The following is a 24203-nucleotide window of genomic DNA, read 5'->3' on the forward strand; positions in this document are numbered from 1 at the left end:
TGCGGCAGGAATACTGACGTTTGTCGTCGATCAAAAAGAAAGGGCGCATCGCTGCGCCCCTTCTTCAACCGCTGCCAGGCGTGCGGTGATTTACGCCGTCTCGGTCTTGGCGCTGTCGGGCGCCGTGTCGGCGCTCTCGGCTTCCTTGCCGAGGATGAAGGAGCGGCGCAGCGGCTTGATCACGAACAGCGCCATCAGCGCGGCCGTTGCATTCAGCGCCACCGCCACCACGAACACGGCCTTCCAGCCATACGTTGCCGAGATCACGCTTGCGAGCGGAACGAGCAGGGACGCCGTGCCCTTCGCGGTGTAGAGCATGCCGTTGTTGGTCGTTGCGAACTTCGAGCCGAAGGTGTCGCCGCAGGTCGCGGGGAACAGCGAGTAGATCTCGCCGAACACGCCGAAATACACCGCGGTCGCGAGCACGAACACGATCGGATTGTGGCCGTAGGCCGACAGCGCCAGGAGCATCACCGCGGCGGTGCCGAAGGCGATGAACATGGTGGGCTCGCGACCGATCGTGTCGGAGACCCAGCCGAAGAAGGGGCGTCCGAAGCCGTCGAAGATGCGGTCGAGCGAGATCGCGAAGGTCAGCGCCGCCATCTGGAAGCCCGCGAGCGTCACCGGCGTGTCGGCGATCTTGTAGTCGTGCGCGATCGGGCCGATCTGCGCCGCGGTCATCAGGCCGCCGGAGGCGACCATGACGAAGACGAGGTACATCACCCAGAAAATAGGGGTGCGCAGCACTTGTGGCGGGGTGAAGTCGATCTTGGTCTGCGGCAAATTGAGCTGCTTCTTCCTCGGCGGGATCGAGAGCCGCGGCGGCTGGATGAAGAAGGCAAGCACGAACACGATCAGGCCCTGGCCGATGCCGAAGGTGAGGAACGCCTGCTGGTAGCCGCTCGATGCGATCATGGTGGCGATCGGGACGATGGTGAGCGCGGCGCCCGCGCCGAAGCCTGCGGCGGTCGCGCCGGCGGCAAGGCCGCGGCGGTCGGGAAACCATTTCAGCGCGTTGCCGACGCAGGTGCCGTAGACGGCGCCGGCGCCCATGCCTCCGATGATCGCGGCCGCGTAGAGCAAAGTGAGTGAGTCGGCGTAGGAGTTGAGCACCCAGGACAGCGCGATCATCACGCCGCCGAACATGACGACGATGCGCGGGCCGTATTTGTCGACGAACCAGGCCTCGACCGGCACCAGCCAGGTCTCGGTGACGACGAAGATGGTGAAAGCGAGCTGGATCGCGGCGCGTCCCCAATGGTGCGCGGCATCGATCGGATCGACGAACAGCGTCCAGCCATATTGCAGGTTGGCGATCATCGCCATACAGACGATGCCCATGACGAGCTGGAGCCAACGGAAACCGGTGCGAAGAGGCGCGGCCGTGACGGCGCCGTCCGTGCTGGAAATCATCAAGAACCTCCCAAGCGCCTGATTGCTTGCGACGTGGGATTGCAAGATGACCCAGTGTCGCAATGTTGTGGCTTATCGTCGCAAGCGCGGCCGCCAGCTTGGTATACCATATTCCAGATTGCAAGTCTTAACTTGCCCCATGGTGCAAGAAATTGCGAGTTCGCTTCGGATTTTGCGGAATGCCGAAAGCCTGCCCGAAACGAAAACGCCCGGCCGTGAGGCCGGGCGTCGTGTTTGGATGAGTTGTGCTGGAGCGGGTCAGACGGTCGATTTCGCGACCACGACCTTTCGCCAGGGCTTGAGCACCGCGATCGCGAGCAGCGAAGCCAGGATGTTGGCGCCGGCCGCGATGATGAACACGCTGTCCCAATTGCCCGAACCCTGTTGCATCAGGTTTGCGGCCGGGACGAGCAGCGCGGCCGTGCCCTTTGCGGTGTAGAGCAGGCCCGCATTGGTGGTCGCGAACTTCGCCCCGAACGTGTCGGTGCAGGTCGAGGGGAACAGCGAGTAGATCTCACCCCAGGCGAAGAACACGAAGCCCGAGAGCAGCACGAACCAGACCGGGTCGTGGCCCCAGAGATAAAGCATCCAGATGCCGATACCTTCCATGCCGAACGCGATGAACATCGTGTTCTCGCGGCCGATATTGTCGGAGATCCAGCCGAAGAACGGGCGCGTCAGGCCGTTGAGCACGCGGTCGATGGTCGCCGCGAACGTCACCGCCGTCATGGTCATGCCGATCAGCGTGACCGGAATGCTGTCGACTTTCCAGTCGACTGCGATCGGCTTCAGGTTCGCCGTTACCATCAGGCCGCCGGCGCCGACGATCACGAACATGAAGTACATCAGCCAGAAGATCGGCTGGCGCAGCACCTCGGTCGGCTGGTAGTTGCGCCGGCTCTGCAACAGCGCGGCATTCGCCACCACGTTCGGCACCTGGCCCGCTTTCGGCGCGAGCAGGAAGAAGGCGAGGATGCAGATGATGATGCCTTGTCCGAGGCCGAAATAGAGGAAGGTGGTCTGGAATCCACTGTCCTTGATCATGGCCTGGATCGGCGCGACGGTGAGCGCGGAGCCTGCGCCGAAGCCTGCCGCCGTGATACCCGCGGCGAGACCGCGCTTGTCCGGAAACCATTTCAGCGCGTTGCCGACGCAGGTGCCGTAGACGCCGCCGGCGCCGATGCCCGCGATGATCATGCCAAGATAGTAGCCGTTGAGCGAGGTGGCCTGTGCGTTGATCACCCAGCCGATGGCGCAGAGCACGCCGCCGACGAGAACCACGATGCGCGGACCGTATTTGTCGACGAACCATCCTTCGACCGGCACGAGCCATGTCTCGAACAGCACGAACAGCGTGAACGCCCACTGGATCGAAGCGCGATCCCAGCCGAACTTCTTCTGGATGTCGGGGACGAAGAACGTCCAGCCATATTGGTAGTTGGCGATCATCACCATGGCCGCTACACCGATCGCCAGTTGCGCCCAGCGATACGTGTCGCTAACGCGCGCGGTGGTAGGGGCCGTTGCCTGCACCATGTCCGTCATAAAGCCTCCCGTGGCGCCTCTAATTTTTCTGCGAGCGCTGGAGAGGCATTCTTGTATGCATTATGCCAAGCTTCAAGCGCCGGTCCGGCCACCGTGCGCAAATGCCGCAGGCCCTTGTCCGGGTGCGGCAGTGACTCAGGACAGCACAAGTAGAAATGGCCCCGTCCTGCGGGGCCATTCATCAAAAGTCGAATGTGGACGGTTCCAAAGCCGGCGCGCGCTGCCTCGGCAGCTGCAAAAGCAGGGGCTTAGAGGCCGAAGCGGGGCAGGTCGCCGTTGTGATTCGAGATCTCGGCGCTCGCCATCAGGAAGCGGTCGACAGCGGCCAGGAAGCGGGCGAACAGGGAGGAGGAGGGGACGAGAGCGACGGTAGCGGTCTTGGACATCGGAATTCCCTTTCTTGAGACGGTCAGTGTTGCTGTCTCATTTCGAAGGACAATCTATGTATACCAGATGCCAATGTCCATGCATGCCATTGCATAGCAGCATGCGCTCTGCCGCATTGCAACATAATGCTCCATTAAAGCGGCCGCTTCGGGCTTAAAATTGCCGATGGGACTACTGCGGGTGCAAGACCAGCCCAAAAACCGTCGACTCCGGCGGCAGAAGAGCGCGGCCACCGCGCACACGGCGGCACAAATCTAACTGCACTGCAGCATTTGGATCTTGGCAGCGCAGGCCAAAGCCGTTAGTGGTCTGCCCCCTTTTCCAATCATCTGTCCGAGTGGTTCATGTCGAGCGCCTCGCCCGCCGTCTCGATCGGCATCGATTTTGGGACCAGTAATACGGTCGTAGCCCTCGCGGCCGACGACCGCCGGGTCGAGGCCATCCGCTTCGATCATGGCGGACAGCGCCACAGCGTCTATGTGTCGGCCCTGTGCTTCTGGGAGGATCGGCCGGGAGCCGGCGCCCAGGCCGAAGGCGGGCCGTGGGCGATCGAGACGTTCCTCGAAGGACGCCACGTCTACCGCTTCCTGCAGTCGTTCAAGACCTTCGCGGCGAGCAGCAGCTTCAACACCACGCAAGTGTTCAGGCAGCGCTTCAAGTTCGAGGACATCCTTGCGGCGTTCCTGCGGACGCTGGCGCGCCATGGCGGCGAGAAGTTCGGTTTCGAGACATCGAGCATCACGGTCGGCCGCCCGGTGCGCTTCGCCGGCGGCAATCCCGACGAGGCGCTGGCGATGCAGCGTTACCGGGCCGCGTTCGAGCGGCTCGGTGCCGGCCACGCGCGCTATGTCTATGAGCCCGTGGGAGCGGCGTTCTCCTTCGCCCGCAGGCTCGAGCGCGATGCCACCGTGCTGGTTGCCGATTTCGGCGGCGGCACCAGCGACTTCTCGGTGATGCGGTTTTCCCGCGCGGGCGGCGTCCTGCGCGCCGAGCCGCTTGGACACGCCGGCATCGGCATTGCCGGTGACACGTTCGACTATCGCATTGTCGACCACGTCGTCTCGCCGCGGCTCGGCAAGGGCTCGAGCTTCCGCTCGTTCGACAAGGTGCTGCCGGTCCCCAGCGGCCACTACACCAACCTTGCGCGCTGGCATCAGCTCGCGATGATGAAGAGCAACGGCGACCTGCGCGAGCTCCGCGAGCTTGCGCGTACCGCGCTGAAGCCGGAGCTGCTCGAGGATTTCATCACCATCGTCGACCTCGATCTCGGCTTTTCGCTGTACCGCGCGGTGTCCGACGCCAAGGTCGCGCTGTCGGGGCAGGACCAGACGGACTTCCGTTTCAAGGGCGGCGGCGTCGACATCGGCGCGACCATCACCCGGAAGAATTTTGAATCCTGGATTGCCGACGATATCGCCCGCCTGGGCGCGACCGTCGACAAGGTGCTGGCCGAGGCCGGCATCTCCGCGCGCGAGGTGGAGAAGGTGTTCCTGACCGGTGGCACGTCCTTCGTGCCCGCTGTCCGAAAGCTGTTCGCCGAGCGGTTCGGCAACGAGCGGCTGATGTCGGGCGACCAGTTCGAGTCGATCGCCTATGGCCTCGCCCTGATCGGGCACAGCCCCGACCCGGACCGCTGGACCGCCAGCGGCGGGCTTGCGCCGAAGGCGGGCGCCTAGCCCAGTAGCAGCCGTCATTGCGAGCGGAGCGAAGCAATCCAGGATCGTTCCGCGGAGGGACTCTGGATTGCTTCGCTCCGCTCGCAATGATGTGGGTCGATCTGCGCATGCAATCGAACAGTGCCGTAGGTGGGCAAAGGCGCGGAGCGCCGTGCCCGCCATCTTTCCGAGGTTGAGAGATTGGTGGGCACGCTGGGCTTTCCGCCCTACGATACTGATGTCACCGCTACTGGTTGATCTCGGGCTCGACGAGCTTCGCCAGATTCCGCAGCGACTCCTGCCAGCCGAGGTAACAGGCCTCCGGCGGAATGACGTCGGGAATGCCGGCCTGCGTGATGTCCACTTCGGTGCCGACCGAGACCTTCTTCAGGATCACGGTGACCTGGATCTCGCCCGGCAGATTGGGATCGTCGAACTTGTCGGTGTAGCGCAGGCGTTCGCCGGGGACGAGCTCGAGATATTCGCCGCCGAAGGAGTGGCTGTTGCCCGTCGTAAAATTCCGGAACGACATCTTGAACGTGCCGCCGACCTTGGGCTCGAAATGATGCACCGTGCAGGTGAAGCCGTTCGGCGGCAGCCATTTCGCCAGCGCATCCGCCTCCAGGAACGCGCGATAGACTTTTGCCGGGGTGGTCGTGAGAACGCGGTGCAGGCGGACAGTGCTGGGCATGTTTCTCTCATCCTCTTGAACTGATGGGCCGACCTTGGCGTCTACGACCCATTCATGTCCCTAGGACGACCGGGATGCCGCCGATCCGACATGGGCATCCAACATTTTTGTCAGGAGCGCTGCGGCAGATTGTCCGCCTTGAACCGCCAGGGAGTCGTCACTCCCGGGGCTCCATCGTGAACGTCCGTCACTTCGTGATGACGTGCTTCGTCGGCGTCACTGCAGGCGGCGGCGCCGCCGGCGAGATCACGAACGTCACCCACGCATTCCAGCCCTCGGGCCGGTTCTCGGCGGCAAATTCCTTGTAGCCCTTGAAGTTGAGGTAACCCTGTTTGTCGCCGACCGGGAAGATGAATCCGATCTGCGGGCCGATCCCGCCCACCCGCGAGCGGAAGCAGCCGACGCGATCGCCGGATCCGCTGTCGCAGCCGAGCTGTTGGTAGACATAGCCGACGAGGCCCACCTGCACCTGCTTGCTCACAAACTGGGACGCGCCCCAGTCGAAGTGCATGTCCACGCCACTCTGATACTGTGTATCGGTGTTCTTGAAATTGTAGGTGAAGCCGAGCACGCCGGATAGCTCATGTCCGGTCTGCGGATTGAAATAGGTATAGCCGCCGCCCGCGTCGATCGCGCCATGTCCAAGCCCCATATTGGCGAGCCGGGTCGACTGGTAAGCCCCGACCGGAATGTCACCCATGACATAGGTCATGTAGTTGTTGACACCGACATTCCAGCGCAGCGCGAATTGCGGGATCACATCGCCGAAGGCGGTGATGGAATCGCTGATCGAATCGAAGCGCGAGAAGGAGCCGAGCGGCGTTGCGAGCGTCACTAATCCGTTCAGCGAAGTGGTGTTTGCACCGTAGATTCCGAACAGGCTGGCCGAGGCCTGACCGCCGAGCACTGGCGTCGCGAACACGTAGGTCGCGTTCAGAACACCGAGATCCACGTTCGCATTGACGTTCGCGTTTAAGGTGGCCGTCACGTTCACCGGAATTCGGCCGATCTGAATTTCGCGCGCGCGCGCCACCTCGGCGCCGGCGGACACCGAGGTGTGATAGTAGATCGCGGCGGCCGTCCAGCCCGGTTGCTGAGGTGTGGCAGCAAGGCTGCCGAATATGCCCGGAATCCAGAAGCTGATGCCGCTTTCGTCGGCCAAGGTCTTGGTCGGCATTGATGCCAAGGCCGCAAATGCAAGAGCGGCAAACGCTTTCGTCAATCGCATGGTGCCTCCTCCCGAACCACGAGCTTCGCTCAGTGGGAGCGCCTGATATATTGCCGATCATATGACCGAGCCGACCGGACTTGCCATAGTTGCCGATGTGCCGGGAATTTTTGGCAGCCGGGTGTAGCAAGAGAACAACACTACCGCCCCTTGATACCGGCCACGGAGATGAGGCCCCGGGGAGTTTACGGAAAAACGACGCTATTCTGTCTCCAGCATCTCCGCTTCTGATCCGTCATCCTGATCTGTTGATCCATATCAAACCTTTTTCTGGCCGCCGCAAAATGATGGCGCCTCATTTGAGGGGAGCAATTGCAATGAATACTGCGCGATCCTTTCATCTTGTCGCATTTTCACTGACCCTTGCATTTTCGGCGCCGGCATTCGCACAGCAAGCCCAACAGGCCGCGCCGCCCCCGGGCTCGCCCGCGGCGACCATCACCATTCCCGGCAATCAGCTGCCTCCGCCGCCGCAGAAGTTCGGTGGCAAGATCGAGCGCGATGCGCGCAATTCGACTCCTTTCTGGCCCTCGCGCGTGGTGCCCCCCAAGGGCGCACCGAACGTGCTGCTGATCATCACCGATGATGCCGGCTACGGCGTGCCAAGCACGTTCGGCGGCGTCATTCCGACGCCGGCGCTCGACCGAATCGCGCAAAGCGGATTGCGCTACACCAATTTCCATTCGACGGCGCTGTGCTCGCCGACGCGCGCGGCGCTGATCACCGGACGCAATCATCATTCCGCCGGCTACGGCGTGATCGCCGAGCAGGCCACCGGTTTTCCCGGCTACGACAGCGTGATCACCAGGGACAAGGCCACGATCGGCCGCATCCTGACCGACAACGGCTATCACACCGCCTGGTTCGGCAAGAACCACAACACGCCGGAATATCAGGCGAGCCAGGTCGGCCCGTTCGACCAGTGGCCGACCGGCATGGGCTTTGAATATTTCTACGGCTTCATGGGCGGCGACACCAATCAGTGGGAGCCCGGCAATCTCGTCCGCAACACCACGCCGATTCACCCCTACGTCGGCAAGCCCGGCTGGAATCTGGTGACGGCCATGGCTGATGACGCCATCGACTATGTCAACCGGATGAATGCGCTCTCGCCGGACACGCCGTTCTTCGTCAAGTTCGCCCCAGGTGCGACGCATGCACCCCATCACCCAACGCCGGAGTGGGCCAAGAAGATCGGGGATATGCATCTCTTCGACCAGGGCTGGAACAAGCTGCGCGAGACCATCTTCGAGAACCAGAAACGGCTCGGCGTCATTCCGCCGAATGCCAAGCTGACGCCGTGGCCGAAAGATCTGATCAAGGAATGGGATCAGCTCTCAGCCGATGAGAAGAAGCTGTTCATCCGTCAGGCTGACGTATTTGCCGCCTATGCGGCTTATGCCGACAATGAGATCGGCCGGGTGATCCAGGCGATCGATGACATGGGCAAGCTCGACAACACGCTCATCATTTATATCGAGGGCGACAACGGGACCAGCGCGGAAGGCCAGCCGAACGGAACGCCGAACGAAGTGGCGATGTTCAACCAGATCAACCCGTCCGTCGAGGATCAACTCAAATATTTCTACGACGTCTGGGGCACCGATCGCACCTACAACCACATGTCGATCGGCTGGGCCTGGGCGTTCGATACGCCGTTCTCCTGGACCAAGCAGATCGCCTCTCACTTTGGTGGCATACGCCAGGGCATGGCGATTTCCTGGCCGGCGGTGATCAAGGACAGGGGCGGCATCCGCCACCAGTTCCACCACGTCATCGACGTCGTGCCTACCATCCTCGAGGCGGCTCAGATCAAGCAGCCTGACATCGTCGACGGCATCAAGCAAAGCCCGATCGAAGGCGTCAGCATGGCCTACACGTTCGATCAGAAGAACGCGAACGCGCCGTCCACACACAAGACGCAGTATTTCGAGATGTTTGCCGACCGCGCGCTCTATAACGACGGTTGGATCGCGAGCACCAAGGTTCAGCGTCCGCCATGGGTGACGATTGCGAAATTGCCGGCTCCGGGTGATTACCCGTGGGAGCTCTACGACCTCAGCAACGACTGGACGCAGGCCGACGACGTTGCCGCCAAATATCCGGACAAGCTGAAGGAACTGCAGGCGCTGTTCTGGAAGGAGGCGGAAAAATATCAGGTGCTGCCGCTCGATTCATCGGTGGCGACCCGCCTCATCACGCCGCGTCCGAGTCTCAGTGCCGGCCGGACCAGCTTCGCCTGGACGCGGCCGATGACCGGCACGCCGAATGGCGATGCGCCGAGCCTGCTCAATACCTCCTACACCTTCAAGGCCGACGTGGACATTCCGCAAGGAGGCGCCGAGGGCATGCTGGTGACACAAGGGGGCCGCTTCGCCGGCTATGGCCTCTATGTCCTGAAGAACAAGCCTGTGTTTACGTGGAATCTCGTCGATCTCAAGCGCGTGCGCTGGGAGGGGCCGGAGCTGACACCCGGCAAGCACGTCATCGAGTTTGACTTCAAATATGATGGTCTCGGGGCCGCCACCATGGTGTTCGGCAACTATAGCGGCATCGGACAGGGGGGCACGGGCACGCTGAAAGTCGATGGCAAGGTAGTGGCCACGGAGAAGATGGAGCATACGCTTCCCCTCATCCTCCAGTGGGACGAGGCGCTGGACATCGGCTCCGACACCGGCACGCCGGTCGACGACGACGACTATCAGGCGCCGTTCGCCTTCACCGGCACGATCATCAGGATCACGCTCGACATGGATCGACCAAAGCTGAGCCCGGAGGACATCAAGCGGCTGCAAGAGGCAGCGCGAGTCGCGGGCGACGGTCCGGCGACCGACGACGGAAAGATGGCCTCGGCCGCACCACAGGTCGGCACCGTCGGCCTGAGCCTCGTCGAAAAAATCCAGCTCAGAATGGACAAGCGAGAAGGCTGTCGCAAACAGGCCGAGGCGAAGGGCCTTGGTATGGTGGACCGGGTCAAGTTCGTTCAGGAATGTGTCCGCCAATAGCTCGGCGCAAGACCGGCGGGAAGGCAATCGGCTTCCCGGCGGCCAATGAACGCAAGGCGCGATCGGAGAAGCTCATGAAAGACGGTCGTTGGATATTCCTTTCGGCGCTTGCACTGGTCGACGTCTTGTCCGTCGGCCGCGCTGCGGCGCAGGACGCGGCGGAGACGCTGCAGGGCATGCTCGCCATCCAGATTCGTTCACAAGGCTTTGTCTGCGACAAGGCCCTTGGCGCCATAAAGGATACGAAGCGCTCGAAGCCGGACCTCGGTGTCTGGACCCTCAAATGCAGCAACGCGACCTACAGGATCAGCCGTGCTCCTGACATGGCTGCGAAGGTAACGCCGCTGGAATAGCCGACATGGGCGACCTGTTGCCGCTGACGCCGTCGGTCGAACAACTGTCCCGGATTATTGGCAGCGTCGCGGCGCCTGCCTTTCTGCTGGGCGCGGTGGCTGCGTTTATCTCCGTATTGATTTCGCGGATGAACCGCGTGATCGATCGCTCGCAATTCCTTCACAGCATCACTCGCGATGAGGTCAAAGCGTATCTCAAGGATGATATTCCCCGTCTCAAGCGCCGCGCCGCACTGCTCAACCAGGCGGTATTCTATTCCACGATATGCGCCGTCATCACGTCCATGCTGATCATCGTCGCTTTCGTAAGCGCCATGTTGCATCTGGCGCATGAGTACGGCGTTGCCATTTTGTTTGTTGCCGCCCTGATCTTCTTCGTCCTGTCGCTGATCAACCTCGCTCGCGAGACGCGAATTGCCCTGAGGGATTTTGACCATCACGTGTAAGATCGCTCGCCAAGAGACCCTGTGACGGAAGGTGGATGTGGCAAGGGCATCTCGCAGGAAAACGCGCCGCAAGTACGCTCGCCCGCCCAACGACTCGCGTCGCTCGATGCCCGGTGCCGATGCGCAACCGGGGCGACTGCTCGGTCTCAAGAGGAATGCCCTCGGAATGTTGGCTGCTGTGGGCATCGTTATCGCAGGCGGAGCGTTTTGGTGGTATCTGTCCAGCGGCAGTCAGCAATCCAACGATCCGTCAAGCTCGCAGCACGCGACATTGCACTTCGTCGGCAGTAAAGCCTGTGCCGGCTGCCATCAGGCCGAAGCAGCCCTTTGGCAAAATTCGCAGCACCGGCACGCAATGGATCACGCCACCTATGGATCCGTGCGCGGCGATTTCGATGATGCGACTTTCGACTACGCCGGCACCCGCTCGCGCTTCTTTCGCAAGGACGACAAGTTCCTGGTCGAGACCGATGGGCCCGACGGCAAGCTCGCCGTCTTTGAAGTGAAATACACCTTCGGCCTCGAGCCGCTGCAGCAATATCTGATCCAATTCCCGGATGGTCGCGTCCAGGCCCTGTCCATCGCCTGGGACACGCGGCCGAAAGAGCAGGGCGGTCAGCGCTGGTTTCACCTCTACCCGGACAGCGCCATCACCAGTAGCGATTCCCTGCACTGGACGAAGCTGAACCAGAACTGGAATTTCATGTGTGCGGAGTGCCATTCGACTGATGTGCACAAGGGCTATGACGCCGAGAAGGATCACTTCGTCACCAGATTCTCCGAGATCAGCGTCGGCTGCGAGGCTTGCCACGGCGCCGGCTCGCGCCACATCACGTGGGCCCGCGTCGCCCCGGCGGCGCGCGACGCCGATAACGGCCTGCTGGTCCGCTTCGATGAGCGCAGCGGCATCACCTGGTCCGCCTCTGCCGGCACATTGACGCCGGTACGCAGCGCGCCGGCGCCGGCCCTGCGCAAGGAGGTCGAGACCTGCGGGCGCTGCCACGCGCGCCGCGGGCAGCTTTCGGAAGACTGGATGCCGGGCCGACCGCTCTCTGACACCCACCGCGTATCGCTGCTCGACCGCCAGCGCTTTCATGCCGACGGCCAGATGCGCGACGACGAGGAGACCTACAATTACGCGCCGTTCAAGCAGAGCAGGATGTTCGCCAAGGGCGTGACCTGCAGCGACTGCCACGACCCGCACAGCGCAACGTTGAAGGCGCCCGGAGATGGCGTTTGTTCGCAATGCCATGCGCCCGCCAAATATGAATCCGCCGCGCACCGGCATCACGCCGATGTCTCGCCGCCGCCGGGCTGTCCGGCCTGCCATATGCCGGAGCGCCGCTACATGGTCGTCGACCGCCGCCACGACCACGGCTTCCGCGTTCCGCGTCCCGATCTCTCGGTGCAGACAGGCGCACCGAATGCGTGCAACGATTGCCATCGCGACAAGCCGGCAGCCTGGGCAGCGGATCAGATCGAGGATTGGTTCGGGCCGGAGCGGCGCGGCCATCAGACCTGGGCGCGCGCGTTTCATGCGGCCTGGAGCGAAGCTGCCGACGCGCAAGCGCAGCTCGCCGCAATCGCTGAATCGGCTGACGTTCCCGGTCTCGTTCGCGCCAGCGCGCTGGCGGAGCTTCCGGCGCCAATTCTCGATCTGATCCGGCATGGGCTTTCCGATTCCGATCCGCTCGTGAGGCTCGGCGCGCTCGATCGGCTCGAAGGAGCGCCCGCCGATCAGCTCTGGCCGCTCGCCTCGCCGCGTCTGGGCGATCCCGTGCGTGGTGTGCGCATTCGCGCCGCCGAGCTTCTGGCCGCCGTGCCTCCAGCGCGCCAGCCGGCGGCCGATCGCGACAAGTTCACGCGGGCGGCCACCGAATTCGTCGCTGCGCAGAAGCTGAATGCTGATCGGCCGGATGCGCGAACGGCGCTTGGTAACTTCTTCATGCGCCAGGCCAACCCCGGCGCAGCAGAGGCCGAATACCGCACGGCCCTCAGGCTCGATCCCTCGTTTGCGGCGGCCGCCGTCAACCTGTCCGACCTGTACCGGCAGCTCGGACGCGACGGTGACGGGGAGAAGATCCTGCGTGAAGCGCTCTCCGCGTCGGCGCAGGACGCATCTCTCCACCACGCGCTTGGGCTGACACTCGTGCGCCAGAAGCGCAGCGAGGAAGCCCTCGACGAGCTGCATCGGGCTGCCTCGCTTGACCCCGGCCAAATGCGGTATGCCTACGTCTATGCTGTAGGGCTGAACGGAATGGGCCGCCGCGACGATGCACTTTCTGTGCTGAACCAGAGCCTGCGCGGACATCCGAACAATCTGGAGCTGCTTTCAGCCGCTTTGAGCTTCAGCAGGGAAAAGGGAGACATCGCGGCGGCGCTTGGATATGCAGAGCGACTGGCGCTTCTCCGGCCTGACGATCCACGATTGGCGAACCTCATCAGAGAGCTCAGGCGATAGCCGGGGCGCGAGCGAGGTCGCGCCGCCGCCATAGCTCGCGACGGAATCCACCGGGCATTGATCATGCCTGCTGGTGGATCTCCTCCATCGAGCTCGAAAACCTCACAATGGCGCACCCGGAGATCGTCGAAGCCGCGGCGGTCCCCTTAGGATGAGGCTAAGCAGCATTTGCCCCGTTGAAATTGCCGCCGCGCACTCCGCCCTCATCCTGAGGGCCCGCCGTCGGCGGGCGTCTCGAAGGATCGGCTGCGGGTGAGCTGTCCGCCACGCTTCTTCATATGCGATAGCGCTGCGCCGACGGCGGCTGGGCTGTGATGCCCGTCACATACGCTGTCGATGAAGCGTCTTGCGTCGCGCTCGTCTTCGCCGGATTATCCGGCTAGAATTTCAGGCGTGTTGCGTTTGAAAGCGATTTCCGTTGCAATACCGTTTTGCGGGGAACGACGATGCGGTTCACATCTGTCTTCGCCGTGTTTGCCTGTGTCACACTCGCCGGCCCGGCCTTGGCGGCCAGCGCAAAAGACCTCCGGGATTGTGACGATGCGCGCGGCGATGCCAAGATCGCGGCCTGCTCGCGGGTTATCAGGGCCGGCGACATCTCCACCAATGCGCTCGCCTCGGCCTATAACAAACGCGCCATTGCATGGGGAAACAGGGGCGACAGCGACAAGGCATTCGACGACTACAGCGCCGCGATCCGCACCAATCCTTCCTTCAGCGACCCCTACCACAACCGCGCGCTGATCCTGCAGGAGCGCAAGGAGTACGATCGCGCCATCGCCGATTTCAATCTTGCGATCAAGTTCGACCCGAACTTCGCGCCGTCCTGGAGCGGACGCGCGGACTGCTGGGACTTCAAGAACGAGCACGACAAAGCGATCGCTGATTATTCCGAGGCGGTCCGGCTCGATCCGAAATATGCGTCGGCCTATAGTGGCCGCGGCGATGCCTGGAACAGCAAGCGCGAGTACGACCGGGCGATCGTTGATTACAGCCAGGCCTTGCGGCTTGATCCCAAGAATGCCGTCGTCTTCAACAGCCGCGGCAATGTCTGGGAGAACAAGGGTGACCACGATCGAGCGATCGCGGATTACAGCCAAGCGATCAAGCTCGATCCGAAATATGCCGACGCCTATCGCAATCGCGGCGATGCGCAAAAGAACAGGGGCGAGTTCGAACGAGCGATGGCCGATTACAACGAGGCCATCAGGCTCGAGCCGAAATCTGCTGATAATCATCTCGCGCGCGGCAATGCGCTCGAAGACAAGAACGAGCACGACCGCGCGATCGCGGACTACTCCAAGGCCATTGCTCTCGACGCGACGCTCGACAGCGCCTTTCATGGGCGCGGCAACGCCTACAAGAGCAAATACGAATTCGACCTGGCGATCGCCGACTACAACGAGGCGATCCGTCTAGATCCGAATTTTGCGGGGACATATTCCGCCCGCGGCAGCGCATGGGACGGCAAGGGCGAGACCGCACGCGCGATTGCCGATCTCGATGAAGCGATCCGGCTCGAACCCACCGCCGAGCGCTACTGCGATCGCGCCGACGTCTGGATCGACGCCGTCGAGTACGACAAGGCAATTGGCGACTACGACAGAGCCATCGCGCTCGATGCCAAAGCGTCCCGCCCGCACACCGGCCTCGGCATCGTCTGGCTGAACAAGGGCGACGTCGCGAAGGCCATTGCCGAGCTTGACGAGGCGGTCCGGCTGGAGCCGAAGAAAGCGGACCCCTACGTCGGTCGTGGCAATGCCTACAAGGAGTCCGGCCAGTACGACCGGGCGATCGCCGACTACAACGAGGCGATACGACTCGAGCCGAAGGAGCCGTCGCATTACTCGATGCGCGGCGATGTCTGGTACGAAAAAAGCGATCTCGATCGCGCCATTGCGGATTATGACAAGTCGATCAGCATCAATCCTCGTCATGCCGACGGCTATGCCGGTCGCGCCATGATCTGGCGGGAACGCGACCAGCTCGACCGCGGGCTCGCCGAACTCAAGGAAGCGTTGCGGCTGCAGCCGAAGAATTCGTATTTCGTCGGCTCACTCGCGGTCTTCTACAACGAGCAGGGCGAGAATGAGCGGGCGATTGCGACTTACACCGAAGCGCTCGCGCTCAATCCGAAGAACGCGTCGGTGCTCGGCAATCGCGGACTGGTCTGGGTCGACCTCGGCGATTACGAGCGCGCGATGGCGGATTACGACGAGGCCGTGCGGATCAATCCTCGTCTGAACAAGAGCTATTCCAATCGCGGTGAGCTGTGGCGGTTGAAAGGCGATCTGGTGCGCGCCATCGCCGACCATGAGCGTGCGATCAAGCTGAATCCGGGGGACATTCTCGGCTATCTCTATCGCGGCCACGTTTATCGCTACAAGGGCGACTTCAAGGCTGCACTCGCCGATTATGAGACGGTGCTGCAGCGTAATCCCGACGACCTGACGGCGCTGACGAGCGCCGGCCTGACCTACGAGAAGATGGGCGATCTCGCGCGGGCCAAAGCCGAGTTCCAGAAAGCGCTGGCTTCGAAATCGCAGGAGCGCGGCAACATCAACCGCGAGGCGCTGGCCACCGCACGGGCGCGCCTTGCCGCGCTCGATTCCGGCGCGCTGCAGCCGTCGATCCCTGCAGCTCCATCGAAGGCCGCCTCCGCGAACTCGATCCCGACGCCGACCGTCGCCGTTCCCGTGGTGGTGCCGGGTGCAACGACGCCGAAGCAGGGCAAGCGGATCGCGCTCGTCATCGGCAACTCCGCCTACAAGAATGTGGCGGCGCTTGCCAATCCCAAACGCGACGCCGAGGCGATCGCCGCCTCGATCCGCGCGGTCGGCTTCCAGGAGGTGACGCTGATCGCCGACTCCAGCCGCGAGAAGCTGCTGGACGCGCTGCGCAACTTTGCCAGCCAGGCCGAAACCTCGGAATGGGCGCTGGTCTATTACGCAGGCCACGGCATAGAGGTGAACGGGACCAACTACCTGATCCCCGTCGAGGCCAGGATCGCGGTCGATCGCGACATTCAGTTCGAGGCCGTGCCGCTCGACCAGGTGATGACCGCAGTGGAAGGCGCGCACAAGCTCCGCCTCGTGATGCTCGACGCCTGTCGCGACAATCCGTTTGCCGACCAGATGAGGAAGGTGCCGGTCGCGCAACCCGCGCTCGCTTCGGCAGCGCCGGCAGCACCTGCGACCGGCACGCGGTCGCGCTCGACCAGCCGCGGCCTCAGCGAGGTCAAGGTCTCGGGCGCGACGCTCGTCGTGTATGCTGCCAAGCACGGCCAGGTCGCCCTCGACGGCGAGGGCGGCAACTCTCCGTTCGCAGTGGCCTTCGCGCAGCGAATCGCCACGCCCAATGTCGAGATCAACAAGCTGTTCCGTCTGGTGCGCGACGACGTGATGGAGGCAACCGCCGGCCGCCAGGAACCCTACACCTATGGTTCGTTGCCTGGTCGCGAGGATTTCTACTTCCTCGCGAAGTAGCAGGTCCGCATTGGAACATTCGCGTCGATGTCGCCTCTTGCTGGCGATCTCGATGGGCGTCTCGTTCTGGCGTGCCCTTCGTAGTAGTAGCATCTGCGGCGCTGACCTCAGGAGGCGAGCGACCTCGTAGCTCGGGCTTCGACCGCACGGCTGCGTTCGCCGACCTGATGCTTGCCCGTTCGAGCCCCCATTGCGACGAAGGTTCCGCTGAAGTCCGGAGCTCGATTAAATCTGCCCGAAGCCTTGCTAATGTCGATGGCGAGGTATAGCGTCGCTTCATTCGTTCAGCCGCTGTGCTTGTTGAATGCGCCCGCGGGCTCCTTTTCCAGAGACATCGACGAATTGAATCGATCTGCGTGAGCGTCACGCGGAATGCGCGTCTATGCGCTTTGGAGAAGAGAATGGCGACAGGTACTGTGAAGTGGTTCAACGGCCAGAAGGGCTTTGGATTCATTCAACCCGACGACGGCGGCAATGACGTGTTCGTTCACATCAGCGCGGTCGAGCGGGCTGGTCTTGCGGGGCTCGCCGAGGGCCAGAAGGTCAATTTCGAGACCAAGACCGACAAGATGCGAGGCAAGGTCAGCGCTGAGAATCTCTCGCTGGCTTGAGCTCTGCACCGCCGTTTCACGGATGTACTGAAACGGCTATGCGACCCGCTCGATCGTAAGGATTGAGCGGGTTTTCTCCGTTGCCGGGCAGGGTGAAAGATGAGCGCCAAAAGATGAGCGCCAGGAAATCGGCCGAACCGTCACCCGAAGCCATCGCCCGGTCCGAGCGTCAGCGCCTGGCCGCCGAAGAGGGCGCGCGGGCGATCGCCGATGTCGAAAGGCGCGCTGTCGATATCCGCAAGAACATGGCGCGGCTTCGCGAGCTGCGCGAGGCCAAGGAAGCAGCCGAGCAAGCGGCCGACGCCACTCTTCGCACATCGTCGCCGGCGCCCGCATCGAAGAAGCGCACGAGGAAATTGCCGAGATAGCCGAATTCGAAAGTGCAGACGACAATCTGAAGAGGGTCGTTCACATGCGAAAGAGTGCGGGCCGTGCCTAGGATCAAGCCGGATGACGGCGGCACAATCACCTTCTTTCTCGCGCTCGGCGCGGGCCGACAGCTATGCCGTCTCGCGACGACCTTTCAGACGCAGAAGCAGGCCTTCAGCTATCTTCAGAAATACCGGACGGAGTTCGAGCGTATCGCGCGGGCGCGACTGGCTTCCGGGGAGCTCGAGGACGGCGTCGTCGTCCTCTCGATGCTCTGAAAAATACCGGCGCATTCGCACCGGATCGATTGTGTCCCCCGAAAACAGGCGCTGGCGGGCCCGATCAACTCCGCGCGGCTCGCTTCACCCGGCTGCGGCGAGCGGGTTTGACCTTAGGCGAGCGAGCAGGACGCACGTCGTCGGAAACCTTGCCACGGCCTGCAGACAACGCTTCCAGAGACAGACTTTCGTCGGGCACGTGAAGCGTCGAGAGAAAATCAGCACCGGCCCGCATCACATGCTCGGCGGCAAGCGTGGCGGCCGCGCGCTCGTCGCCGGCAATGATCGCGCGGAGAATGCCGGCATGCTCATCCCAGGTGCGCGCCTGACGCTCCGGATCAGTCGGTGCAAACAGCATCGCGGTCCGCTCGCGCAGCCGCTTGAGCAGATCGGACAGAACGCGATTGCGGCCGGCCGCTGCGAGCTCCTGGTGGAACTGCTGATTGAGTCCGGGCAGCAGGTCGTAGCGCTTGGCCGCGACCGCCTCGGTTCCCTTGTTCAGCACGGCAGCGATCCGCGCCAGAATATCCTCGTCGCGGCGGCGCGCGGCAAGCCGCGCATTCTGTCCCTCAAGCAGCGCACGGACTTCGATGGTCTCGCGCGCTTCCTCGTCCGTCATGGCAAGGACCGACGCGCCGCGGCGTGCGGTCACCTCGACCAGGCCTTCTGTGGTCAGCACGCGGATCGCTTCGCGCACCGGATTGCGCGAGACACCAAGCTCGTCGGCAAGCCGCCCCTCGACCAGCCGCTCGCCGGGCTTCAGCCGCCGGCTAAGGATGGCCTGCCGCAGCTCCTCGATGACCCTGTCGTGCAGGGAGAGGTAGTCGTCACCAAGACGTCGTTTGGAGTTTCCCAGTCTGCCCGCCATGAGATGACCTGTTCAGCCGCGTCGCGTGATCTTCAGAATCACGGCGAAATCCAGGTCGCCATCGACCGATTCGCAATTCCCGGCAATGCGACCGGGACAGTACTTAGACCGGCGATTGTATACCGGCAAGCCGTCGAGTTCGACGGTCAACAGAGCGATTGGTCCGGCAGTCCGGCCAGGACGCTTAGTTCTGGGATTGACCTTCGGCCGCCGGCGCTTCGGGCCGGGCGCTGGCGCCGGTTAGCCGGGGCGTCCAGGACACGCTGACATTACCGATGAGGAATGTCTGACACGCCATCCGGTAGCCGGCGGCGAATTGCTCCTCAGTCAGGTGCTTTCGTTCCTTCGGCTTGATCGCGTCGGTGTTCTCGATGCCTTTCTCGATTCGGCATTTGCAGGTCCCGCAGATTCCGCCGCCGCACTTGAAGGGAATGCCGCCTTGCTCGCGCAGAGAGACCCGCAGCAGGTTGCTGTTCTCCGGCGCGGTGACGGTCTTTCCATCGTTGGTCAGGAACGTGACTTCGATCATGACGGTTTTCGCGACACGCGCATTGAGTTCCTGGAAATCACAGCTTGCGCAGCGCCGTGTCCATGTGGCCGAAGGTCGTGAGGTGCTGAAGCTCGCTGAAGGCGCGCTCGGGCGTTTCGAACTTCTCGAGGAATTTTGAGGGCACCTCGTTCACGATCGGAGGCGACCAGGCCTCGTCGATCACCCTGATCTTGGTGTCCTTGACGAGCTCCGCGATCACGAAGGTCGCCTTCTTCGTGCCGTAGAACAGATAGTCGTAGGATGCGAGCGGCTTGAGCCCGTCGACGATCTCGGTCCGGAACTGTCCGATCTTGCTCGTCAGTATCACATACATGGTTCGCGTCCCTCCCTGTTCTCAGCATGCGCGCTGGCAGATGCATTCACGGCGTGCGGAGCACACCCGGTCCAACAATCAGCCGACATTGGTCGGAGCGACGACGTCGGCGAGCGGCGTTGCCTCCTGTGACAGCTCGATGTCGTGGGTCAGCCAGAGCTGACAGGCGAGGCGATAGCCAAGCTCAATCCTGGCGCCCAGACGCTTCTTTTCCTTCCAGTTCGGCTCCGGCAGGTGTTCGCCGCCCTTGATGATGAGCGCAGTGCACTTGCCGCATTTGCCCATGCCGCAGCCATAGAGGAAGTCCGGATATGGAAATTGCCGGATGCCCGCCCTCACGACGAGATTGGTGTTCTCCTTGACCTCGCCGTGAAAGGTCTGGCCGTTCCTGTGAAAGACGACGTTGGGCATCCTTGCCGTTCCGCTTCAGGCCTGCAGCAGGGTGCGCTCGTCGGCAGGAACCTTGTTGTCGACGAGCTCCGACAGCGGAATGTCCTGGGCGACGTAGTCGTGATAGAGCGCGGTGGTGTAGAGCAGGCGCATCTGCGCGCCGATCTCGCAAATCTTCAGGCAGCGCTGCTGCAGCTCGACGGTGTTGGCGTGCTCGAGCACGATCTGGTAGCCGCGCTCGCCGTGAATCTCGTCCGACACGATGTGGAGATCGAAGAACTCCACCTCCTCGTCGGTGAACTTGTACTTCTCGCGCAAGGTCGGCGTCTGCTTGCGGTAGATCGACGGCACCTGCGATTCCAGGCCGACCACGAGACCGGCCACGGCCACGATCGGGTCCTCGCGCATCGCCACTGCATAGCACCAGCTCTGCAGCCCGCGCGTCGTGGCCGTCATGTTGTCGGGATCCTTGACCCGCGCCGCGGTCGTGCCGCAGGCTTCCGCGAACCGGATCAGGAGGTCGGTATGGCGATCGCCGCCGATTTCCTCCTCGTACATATTGGCGAGTAGGAAGTCCTTGGCTTCCTGGTATTGCTCCGGCATCCGCGCGTAGATGTAGCCGAGATAGTCGGCGAACGGCCCGACATAGTGGTAGTGGTTCTCCGCCCAGCGCGCGAGATGCGCACGGCTCAGCTTTCCGCTCGCCCACGCGATGCTGAAGGGCGCCTTGTTGGCGCTCTTGCCCTTGATGGCATTTTCGAGAGCCGTGCGAAATTCCACGTGGTTCATCAGCTTTTGCATCGTCGCGCTCCTGTCCGCCGTAGTGATGGGTCGTTCCGACTTGAACCGCAGCATTGTGCGAAAATTTCAGTATACAGTATACAATTATGGCGAGCTGTCAACACGCGAGCCGTGGTTGTTTGTGGCTTGCATTTTATTTCTGCCAGTTAAAATATTGAAATACATTCGGAAAACAAAATTTTGGGGAGCGTTCTGCAGCGGCCTTTGCAACGCAATCGCAGTTTCCTGTTGCAATTTTAGAATACAGTATACAACATTGCCGGCGATTGGGGAGCCTACACATGACACTGCAGTCGCATGTTCCGATCGTTGCCGCGCATTGGGTTTATCTGTTCGGCGTCGCCATCATCGTCCTGACCATGATCTGGCGCGCCAATGTGGTCGTGCCGTCGGTTATTGCGACCTGTCTCGTCACACTGGCCTGGACGCACAGTCCGATCGCCGCGCTCGGCAGCATCTTCAATGCGAGTTTCACCGCGGCCAAGGAGCTGTTCAACATCTTCCTGGTGATCGCGCTGATGACCGCGCTGTTGAATGCGCTGAAGGTGCTGCGCTCCGACATCCGCATGGTCGAGCCGTTTCGTGCGGTCATGAAGGACGGGCACTCGGCCTATTTCGTCCTGGCCGCCATCACCTACATCATTTCCCTGTTCTTCTGGCCGACGCCGGCGGTGCCGCTGGTGTCCGCGGTGCTGCTTCCTGCGGCGATCGCGGCCGGACTGCCGCCGCTCGGCGGCGCGCTGGCGATCGCGATCGCCGGACAGGGCATGGCGCTGTCCTCCGACTACGTCATTGGCGTTGCCCCGGGCATCAGTGCCAAGGCCGCCGGCGCCGCGGTCAGTGCCGCCACGGTTGCCGACCGGGCGCTCGTGTTGTCGCTGATCACGGGCCTCATCGCACTGGTGCTCGGCTATTTCGCGATCCGCAAGCTTATCACCAAGCCGGACGACAGGCTGCTCGAACGCTGGCAGGCGCAGTCGATCAACGGCGAGCTGGCGCGTATCGAGGAGGAGGGCACCTTCGACAAGGCCGAGATCGCGCGCGGGACCGCAGGTGACCAAAAGGCATTCGCAACCCAGGCGCAGATCGACAGCGCGCTCGCCGCGCTCCCGAGCCGCCGCGAAAGATGGTCGAAGGTCTTCGCCATTGCCACGCCGGTCGCGTTCCTCGGCGTCATCGTCGTGATGGTGCTTTCCAAGCTCGGAATCGGCCATGATCTCAAGGGCGGCGATGCCGCGGCGCTGGTTGGCGGTGTCGCCGCCGTGCTGATGATCTGCGCGTCGTTCGTCACCGACGAGCTGCGGAAATTCCTCGACGCCAGCGCCGACCATGTGACCGAAGGTTTCATCTTCGCGTTCAAGGCGATGGGGTCGGTGTTGCCGATCGCGGGATTCTTCTTTCTCGGCGCAGAGCCGGGCCTGTCCGCGCCTATTCTCGGCGTTCCCGCGGCGCAGGCGCCGAACTTGCTGTTCGAGCTCGTCCAGGCCGTGCAGGGATGGATTCCGGGCAACCAGGTGTTCGTTGCGTTCGGCGTGCTGATCTCCGGCATGATCACCGGCATCGACGGTTCGGGTTTCGCAGGCCTGCCGCTCACCGGTTCGCTGTCGGGCGCGCTGGCACCCACCGTCGGGCTCGATCCCGCCACGCTCGCAGCGATCGGCCAAATGGGTGCCGTGTGGACCGGTGGCGGCACGCTGGTCGCGTGGTCGTCGCTGATCGCGGTTGCCGGATTTGCCCGCGTCCCCGTGTTCAAGATCGTTCAGACCGTGATGATTCCGGTGCTCACGGGACTGGTGGTCTCGACGATCTGCGCCGTCCTAATCTGGCACTGAGGAAAGTTCGACGAAAATGAGCGACGTTGCTGTGCAGACTGCGCCGGCTTCCGACGGAAGCGCAGCGAAGGTTGAAACGTTCCGGAATCGGATCGACGGCGAGTGGTGCCACAGCGCCTCCAGGCCGTTCGACAACCTCAATCCGGCAGACACCTCGGATATCGTCGGACGTTTCCAGGCGTCCACGGCGGAGGACGCCGAGCGGGCCGTCGGCGCAGCGCAGGCCGCGTTCGAAGTCTGGAAGAAGACACCGATCTCGCGGCGCGCCGCCATCCTGAACCGTGCGGCGGATCATCTCGATGCGTATGCGGACAGGACCGCACGGGAGATGACCCGAGAGATGGGCAAGGCGCTCAATCTTGCCAAGGACGAGATCCTGCGCTCGGTACAGACTTTGCGGTTCTACGCGGTCGAAGGCCAGTCGTTGACCGGCGAAGTGTTTCCAAACGACGATCCCGACATGACCGTCTATACGCTGCGTGAGCCGCTCGGCGTCGTGTCGGTGATCACGCCGTGGAATTTCCCGGTGTCGATACCCGCCCGCAAGATCGCGCCCGCGCTCATCACCGGCAACACGGTCGTCTTCAAGCCGTCGTCGGACGCGCCGCTGAGCGGCTACCGGCTCGCCGAAGCCTTCGCTACGGCGGGACTTCCGAAAGGCGTGCTCAACTTCATCACCGGCGGGGCCGGCGAGGTCGGCCCCGCCATCACCGAACCGCCGGTCATCCGCGCAATCTCCTTCACGGGATCGACCGCGGCCGGCGAGCACATCTGCCGCTCGGTCGGATTCACTACCCGCACACAGATGGAGCTGGGCGGCAAGAATCCGCTGATCGTGATGGACGACGCGGATCTCGACAAGGCGGTTGACCTGACCGTCAAGGGCGGCCTGTCGCTCGCAGGCCAGGCCTGTACCGGCACCAGCCGGGTCCTGGTCATGAAGCAGGTGCGGGCCGAGTTTACCGAAAGGCTGGTAGCCAAGGTGAAAGCCCTGAAGATCGGCAACGGCTTGACGGCGGGAATGGATATGGGCCCGCTGGCTACCGCAAAACAGCTCGAGACGGTGTTGCGCTATATCGCCATCGGAAAGCAGGAGGCGACGCACGTCTATGGCGGCGAGCGGCTCACCGGTGCCGGCTATGAACGCGGCTACTATGTCTCGCCGGCGATCTTTGCCGACGTCAGCCAGGAGATGACGATCGCGCGCGAAGAGATTTTCGGCCCTGTGATCGCGATCATCGAGGTCTCGTCCTATGCGGACGCCATCGCTAAGGCCAACGATACCGAATACGGATTGTCGGCGGCGATCGTGACGCGCAACCCGCGCATCATGCACGATTTCGCCAATGACATTCAGTCGGGAACGGTGAAGATCAACCGCACCACGACCGGCAATCTTGTCAATGCGCCGTTCGGCGGCCTGAAACGGTCGAGTACGTCGACTTTCCGCGAGTCCGGTCGCACGGGACTCGAATTCTATACGCAGATCAAGACTATCTATCGCGGCTGCTAACGGAGCCTT

21 protein-coding genes are annotated in these 24203 nt (G+C 62.8%); 11 read left to right on the top strand and 10 right to left on the bottom strand.

Annotated elements, in window-relative coordinates; genetic code table 11:
• Positions 1 to 90 precede the first annotated feature (90 nt).
• The 3 genes from oxlT (GGD63_RS09515) to GGD63_RS09525 all read right to left on the bottom strand — a co-directional run bounded on the left by oxlT (GGD63_RS09515) (position 91) and on the right by GGD63_RS09525 (position 3344).
• On the bottom strand, positions 91 to 1413 hold the full coding sequence (oxlT, locus tag GGD63_RS09515) for an oxalate/formate MFS antiporter (protein WP_183241137.1): 1323 nt from the start codon (positions 1411 to 1413) through the stop codon (positions 91 to 93).
• Between the two features lie 258 nt (positions 1414 to 1671).
• Positions 1672 to 2958, bottom strand: a complete 1287-nt coding sequence (oxlT, locus tag GGD63_RS09520; RefSeq protein WP_183241139.1) for an oxalate/formate MFS antiporter — start codon at positions 2956 to 2958, stop codon at positions 1672 to 1674.
• A gap of 248 nt (positions 2959 to 3206) precedes the next feature.
• Positions 3207 to 3344 (bottom strand): hypothetical protein, encoded by a 138-nt coding sequence (locus GGD63_RS09525; protein ID WP_183241141.1) that lies wholly within the window; start codon positions 3342 to 3344, stop codon positions 3207 to 3209.
• 345 nt (positions 3345 to 3689) lie between these two features.
• On the opposite strand from GGD63_RS09525, the gene GGD63_RS09530 reads away from it, so the two are divergent.
• Positions 3690 to 5021 (top strand): Hsp70 family protein, encoded by a 1332-nt coding sequence (locus GGD63_RS09530; protein WP_183241143.1) that lies wholly within the window; start codon positions 3690 to 3692, stop codon positions 5019 to 5021.
• 226 nt (positions 5022 to 5247) lie between these two features.
• On the opposite strand, the gene GGD63_RS09535 is transcribed toward GGD63_RS09530, so the two are convergent.
• Positions 5248 to 5691, bottom strand: coding sequence for an SRPBCC family protein (locus GGD63_RS09535; protein WP_183241145.1), 444 nt, complete (start codon positions 5689 to 5691; stop codon positions 5248 to 5250).
• A 187-nt stretch (positions 5692 to 5878) separates the two neighbouring features.
• Positions 5879 to 6868 carry a transporter gene (locus GGD63_RS09540; protein ID WP_183241147.1) on the bottom strand — a complete coding sequence of 330 codons (990 nt, stop codon included), beginning with the start codon at positions 6866 to 6868 and terminating at the stop codon, positions 5879 to 5881.
• Between the two features lie 368 nt (positions 6869 to 7236).
• Here GGD63_RS09540 and GGD63_RS09545 point away from each other — a divergent pair, with 368 nt between their 5' ends.
• The 8 genes from GGD63_RS09545 to GGD63_RS09580 all read left to right on the top strand — a co-directional run bounded on the left by GGD63_RS09545 (position 7237) and on the right by GGD63_RS09580 (position 17927).
• Positions 7237 to 9924, top strand: a complete 2688-nt coding sequence (locus tag GGD63_RS09545) for an arylsulfatase (RefSeq protein WP_183241149.1) — start codon at positions 7237 to 7239, stop codon at positions 9922 to 9924.
• Positions 9925 to 9998: 74 nt separating this feature from the next.
• Complete coding sequence (locus GGD63_RS09550) at positions 9999 to 10277, top strand: hypothetical protein (protein ID WP_183241151.1); 279 nt, start codon at positions 9999 to 10001, stop codon at positions 10275 to 10277.
• A gap of 5 nt (positions 10278 to 10282) precedes the next feature.
• Positions 10283 to 10723, top strand: a complete 441-nt coding sequence (locus tag GGD63_RS09555; RefSeq protein ID WP_183241153.1) for a DUF2721 domain-containing protein — start codon at positions 10283 to 10285, stop codon at positions 10721 to 10723.
• A 355-nt stretch (positions 10724 to 11078) separates the two neighbouring features.
• Entirely contained in the window at positions 11079 to 13184 is a 2106-nt protein-coding gene (locus GGD63_RS09560; protein WP_183241155.1) for a cytochrome c3 family protein, read from the top strand.
• Between the two features lie 446 nt (positions 13185 to 13630).
• Complete coding sequence (locus GGD63_RS09565) at positions 13631 to 16669, top strand: tetratricopeptide repeat protein (protein WP_183241156.1); 3039 nt, start codon at positions 13631 to 13633, stop codon at positions 16667 to 16669.
• A gap of 401 nt (positions 16670 to 17070) precedes the next feature.
• Positions 17071 to 17280 carry a cold-shock protein gene (locus GGD63_RS09570; RefSeq protein ID WP_183241158.1) on the top strand — a complete coding sequence of 70 codons (210 nt, stop codon included), beginning with the start codon at positions 17071 to 17073 and terminating at the stop codon, positions 17278 to 17280.
• A gap of 113 nt (positions 17281 to 17393) precedes the next feature.
• Positions 17394 to 17648 (top strand): transcriptional regulator, encoded by a 255-nt coding sequence (locus GGD63_RS09575; RefSeq protein ID WP_183241623.1) that lies wholly within the window; start codon positions 17394 to 17396, stop codon positions 17646 to 17648.
• A gap of 54 nt (positions 17649 to 17702) precedes the next feature.
• The gene (locus tag GGD63_RS09580) at positions 17703 to 17927 is read left to right on the top strand and encodes a hypothetical protein (protein WP_183241160.1); all 225 of its coding nucleotides are present in this window, start codon (positions 17703 to 17705) and stop codon (positions 17925 to 17927) included.
• 64 nt (positions 17928 to 17991) lie between these two features.
• Here GGD63_RS09580 and GGD63_RS09585 read toward each other — a convergent pair whose 3' ends face one another.
• The 5 genes from GGD63_RS09585 to GGD63_RS09605 form a co-directional block, all read right to left on the bottom strand.
• Positions 17992 to 18795: a GntR family transcriptional regulator gene (locus GGD63_RS09585; protein WP_183241162.1), complete on the bottom strand. Its 804-nt coding sequence runs from the start codon at positions 18793 to 18795 to the stop codon at positions 17992 to 17994.
• Between the two features lie 184 nt (positions 18796 to 18979).
• A complete protein-coding gene (locus GGD63_RS09590) occupies positions 18980 to 19324 on the bottom strand; it encodes a 2Fe-2S iron-sulfur cluster-binding protein (protein ID WP_183241164.1) in 345 nt (114 codons plus the stop codon).
• A gap of 37 nt (positions 19325 to 19361) precedes the next feature.
• Positions 19362 to 19658 (bottom strand): ferredoxin, encoded by a 297-nt coding sequence (locus GGD63_RS09595; RefSeq protein WP_183241166.1) that lies wholly within the window; start codon positions 19656 to 19658, stop codon positions 19362 to 19364.
• 78 nt (positions 19659 to 19736) lie between these two features.
• Complete coding sequence (locus tag GGD63_RS09600; RefSeq protein WP_183241167.1) at positions 19737 to 20069, bottom strand: 2Fe-2S iron-sulfur cluster binding domain-containing protein; 333 nt, start codon at positions 20067 to 20069, stop codon at positions 19737 to 19739.
• Between the two features lie 15 nt (positions 20070 to 20084).
• The gene (locus GGD63_RS09605) at positions 20085 to 20849 is read right to left on the bottom strand and encodes a TenA family transcriptional regulator (RefSeq protein WP_183241169.1); all 765 of its coding nucleotides are present in this window, start codon (positions 20847 to 20849) and stop codon (positions 20085 to 20087) included.
• A 281-nt stretch (positions 20850 to 21130) separates the two neighbouring features.
• Between GGD63_RS09605 and GGD63_RS09610 the strand changes: the two genes are divergently transcribed.
• On the top strand, positions 21131 to 22681 hold the full coding sequence (locus tag GGD63_RS09610; protein ID WP_210315722.1) for a hypothetical protein: 1551 nt from the start codon (positions 21131 to 21133) through the stop codon (positions 22679 to 22681).
• A gap of 16 nt (positions 22682 to 22697) precedes the next feature.
• Entirely contained in the window at positions 22698 to 24194 is a 1497-nt protein-coding gene (locus GGD63_RS09615) for an aldehyde dehydrogenase family protein (protein ID WP_183241171.1), read from the top strand.
• Positions 24195 to 24203 lie beyond the last annotated feature (9 nt).

It is taken from the genome of Bradyrhizobium sp. cir1 (assembly GCF_014198245.1).
In the GTDB taxonomy this organism is placed as follows: Bacteria; Pseudomonadota; Alphaproteobacteria; order Rhizobiales; family Xanthobacteraceae; genus Bradyrhizobium.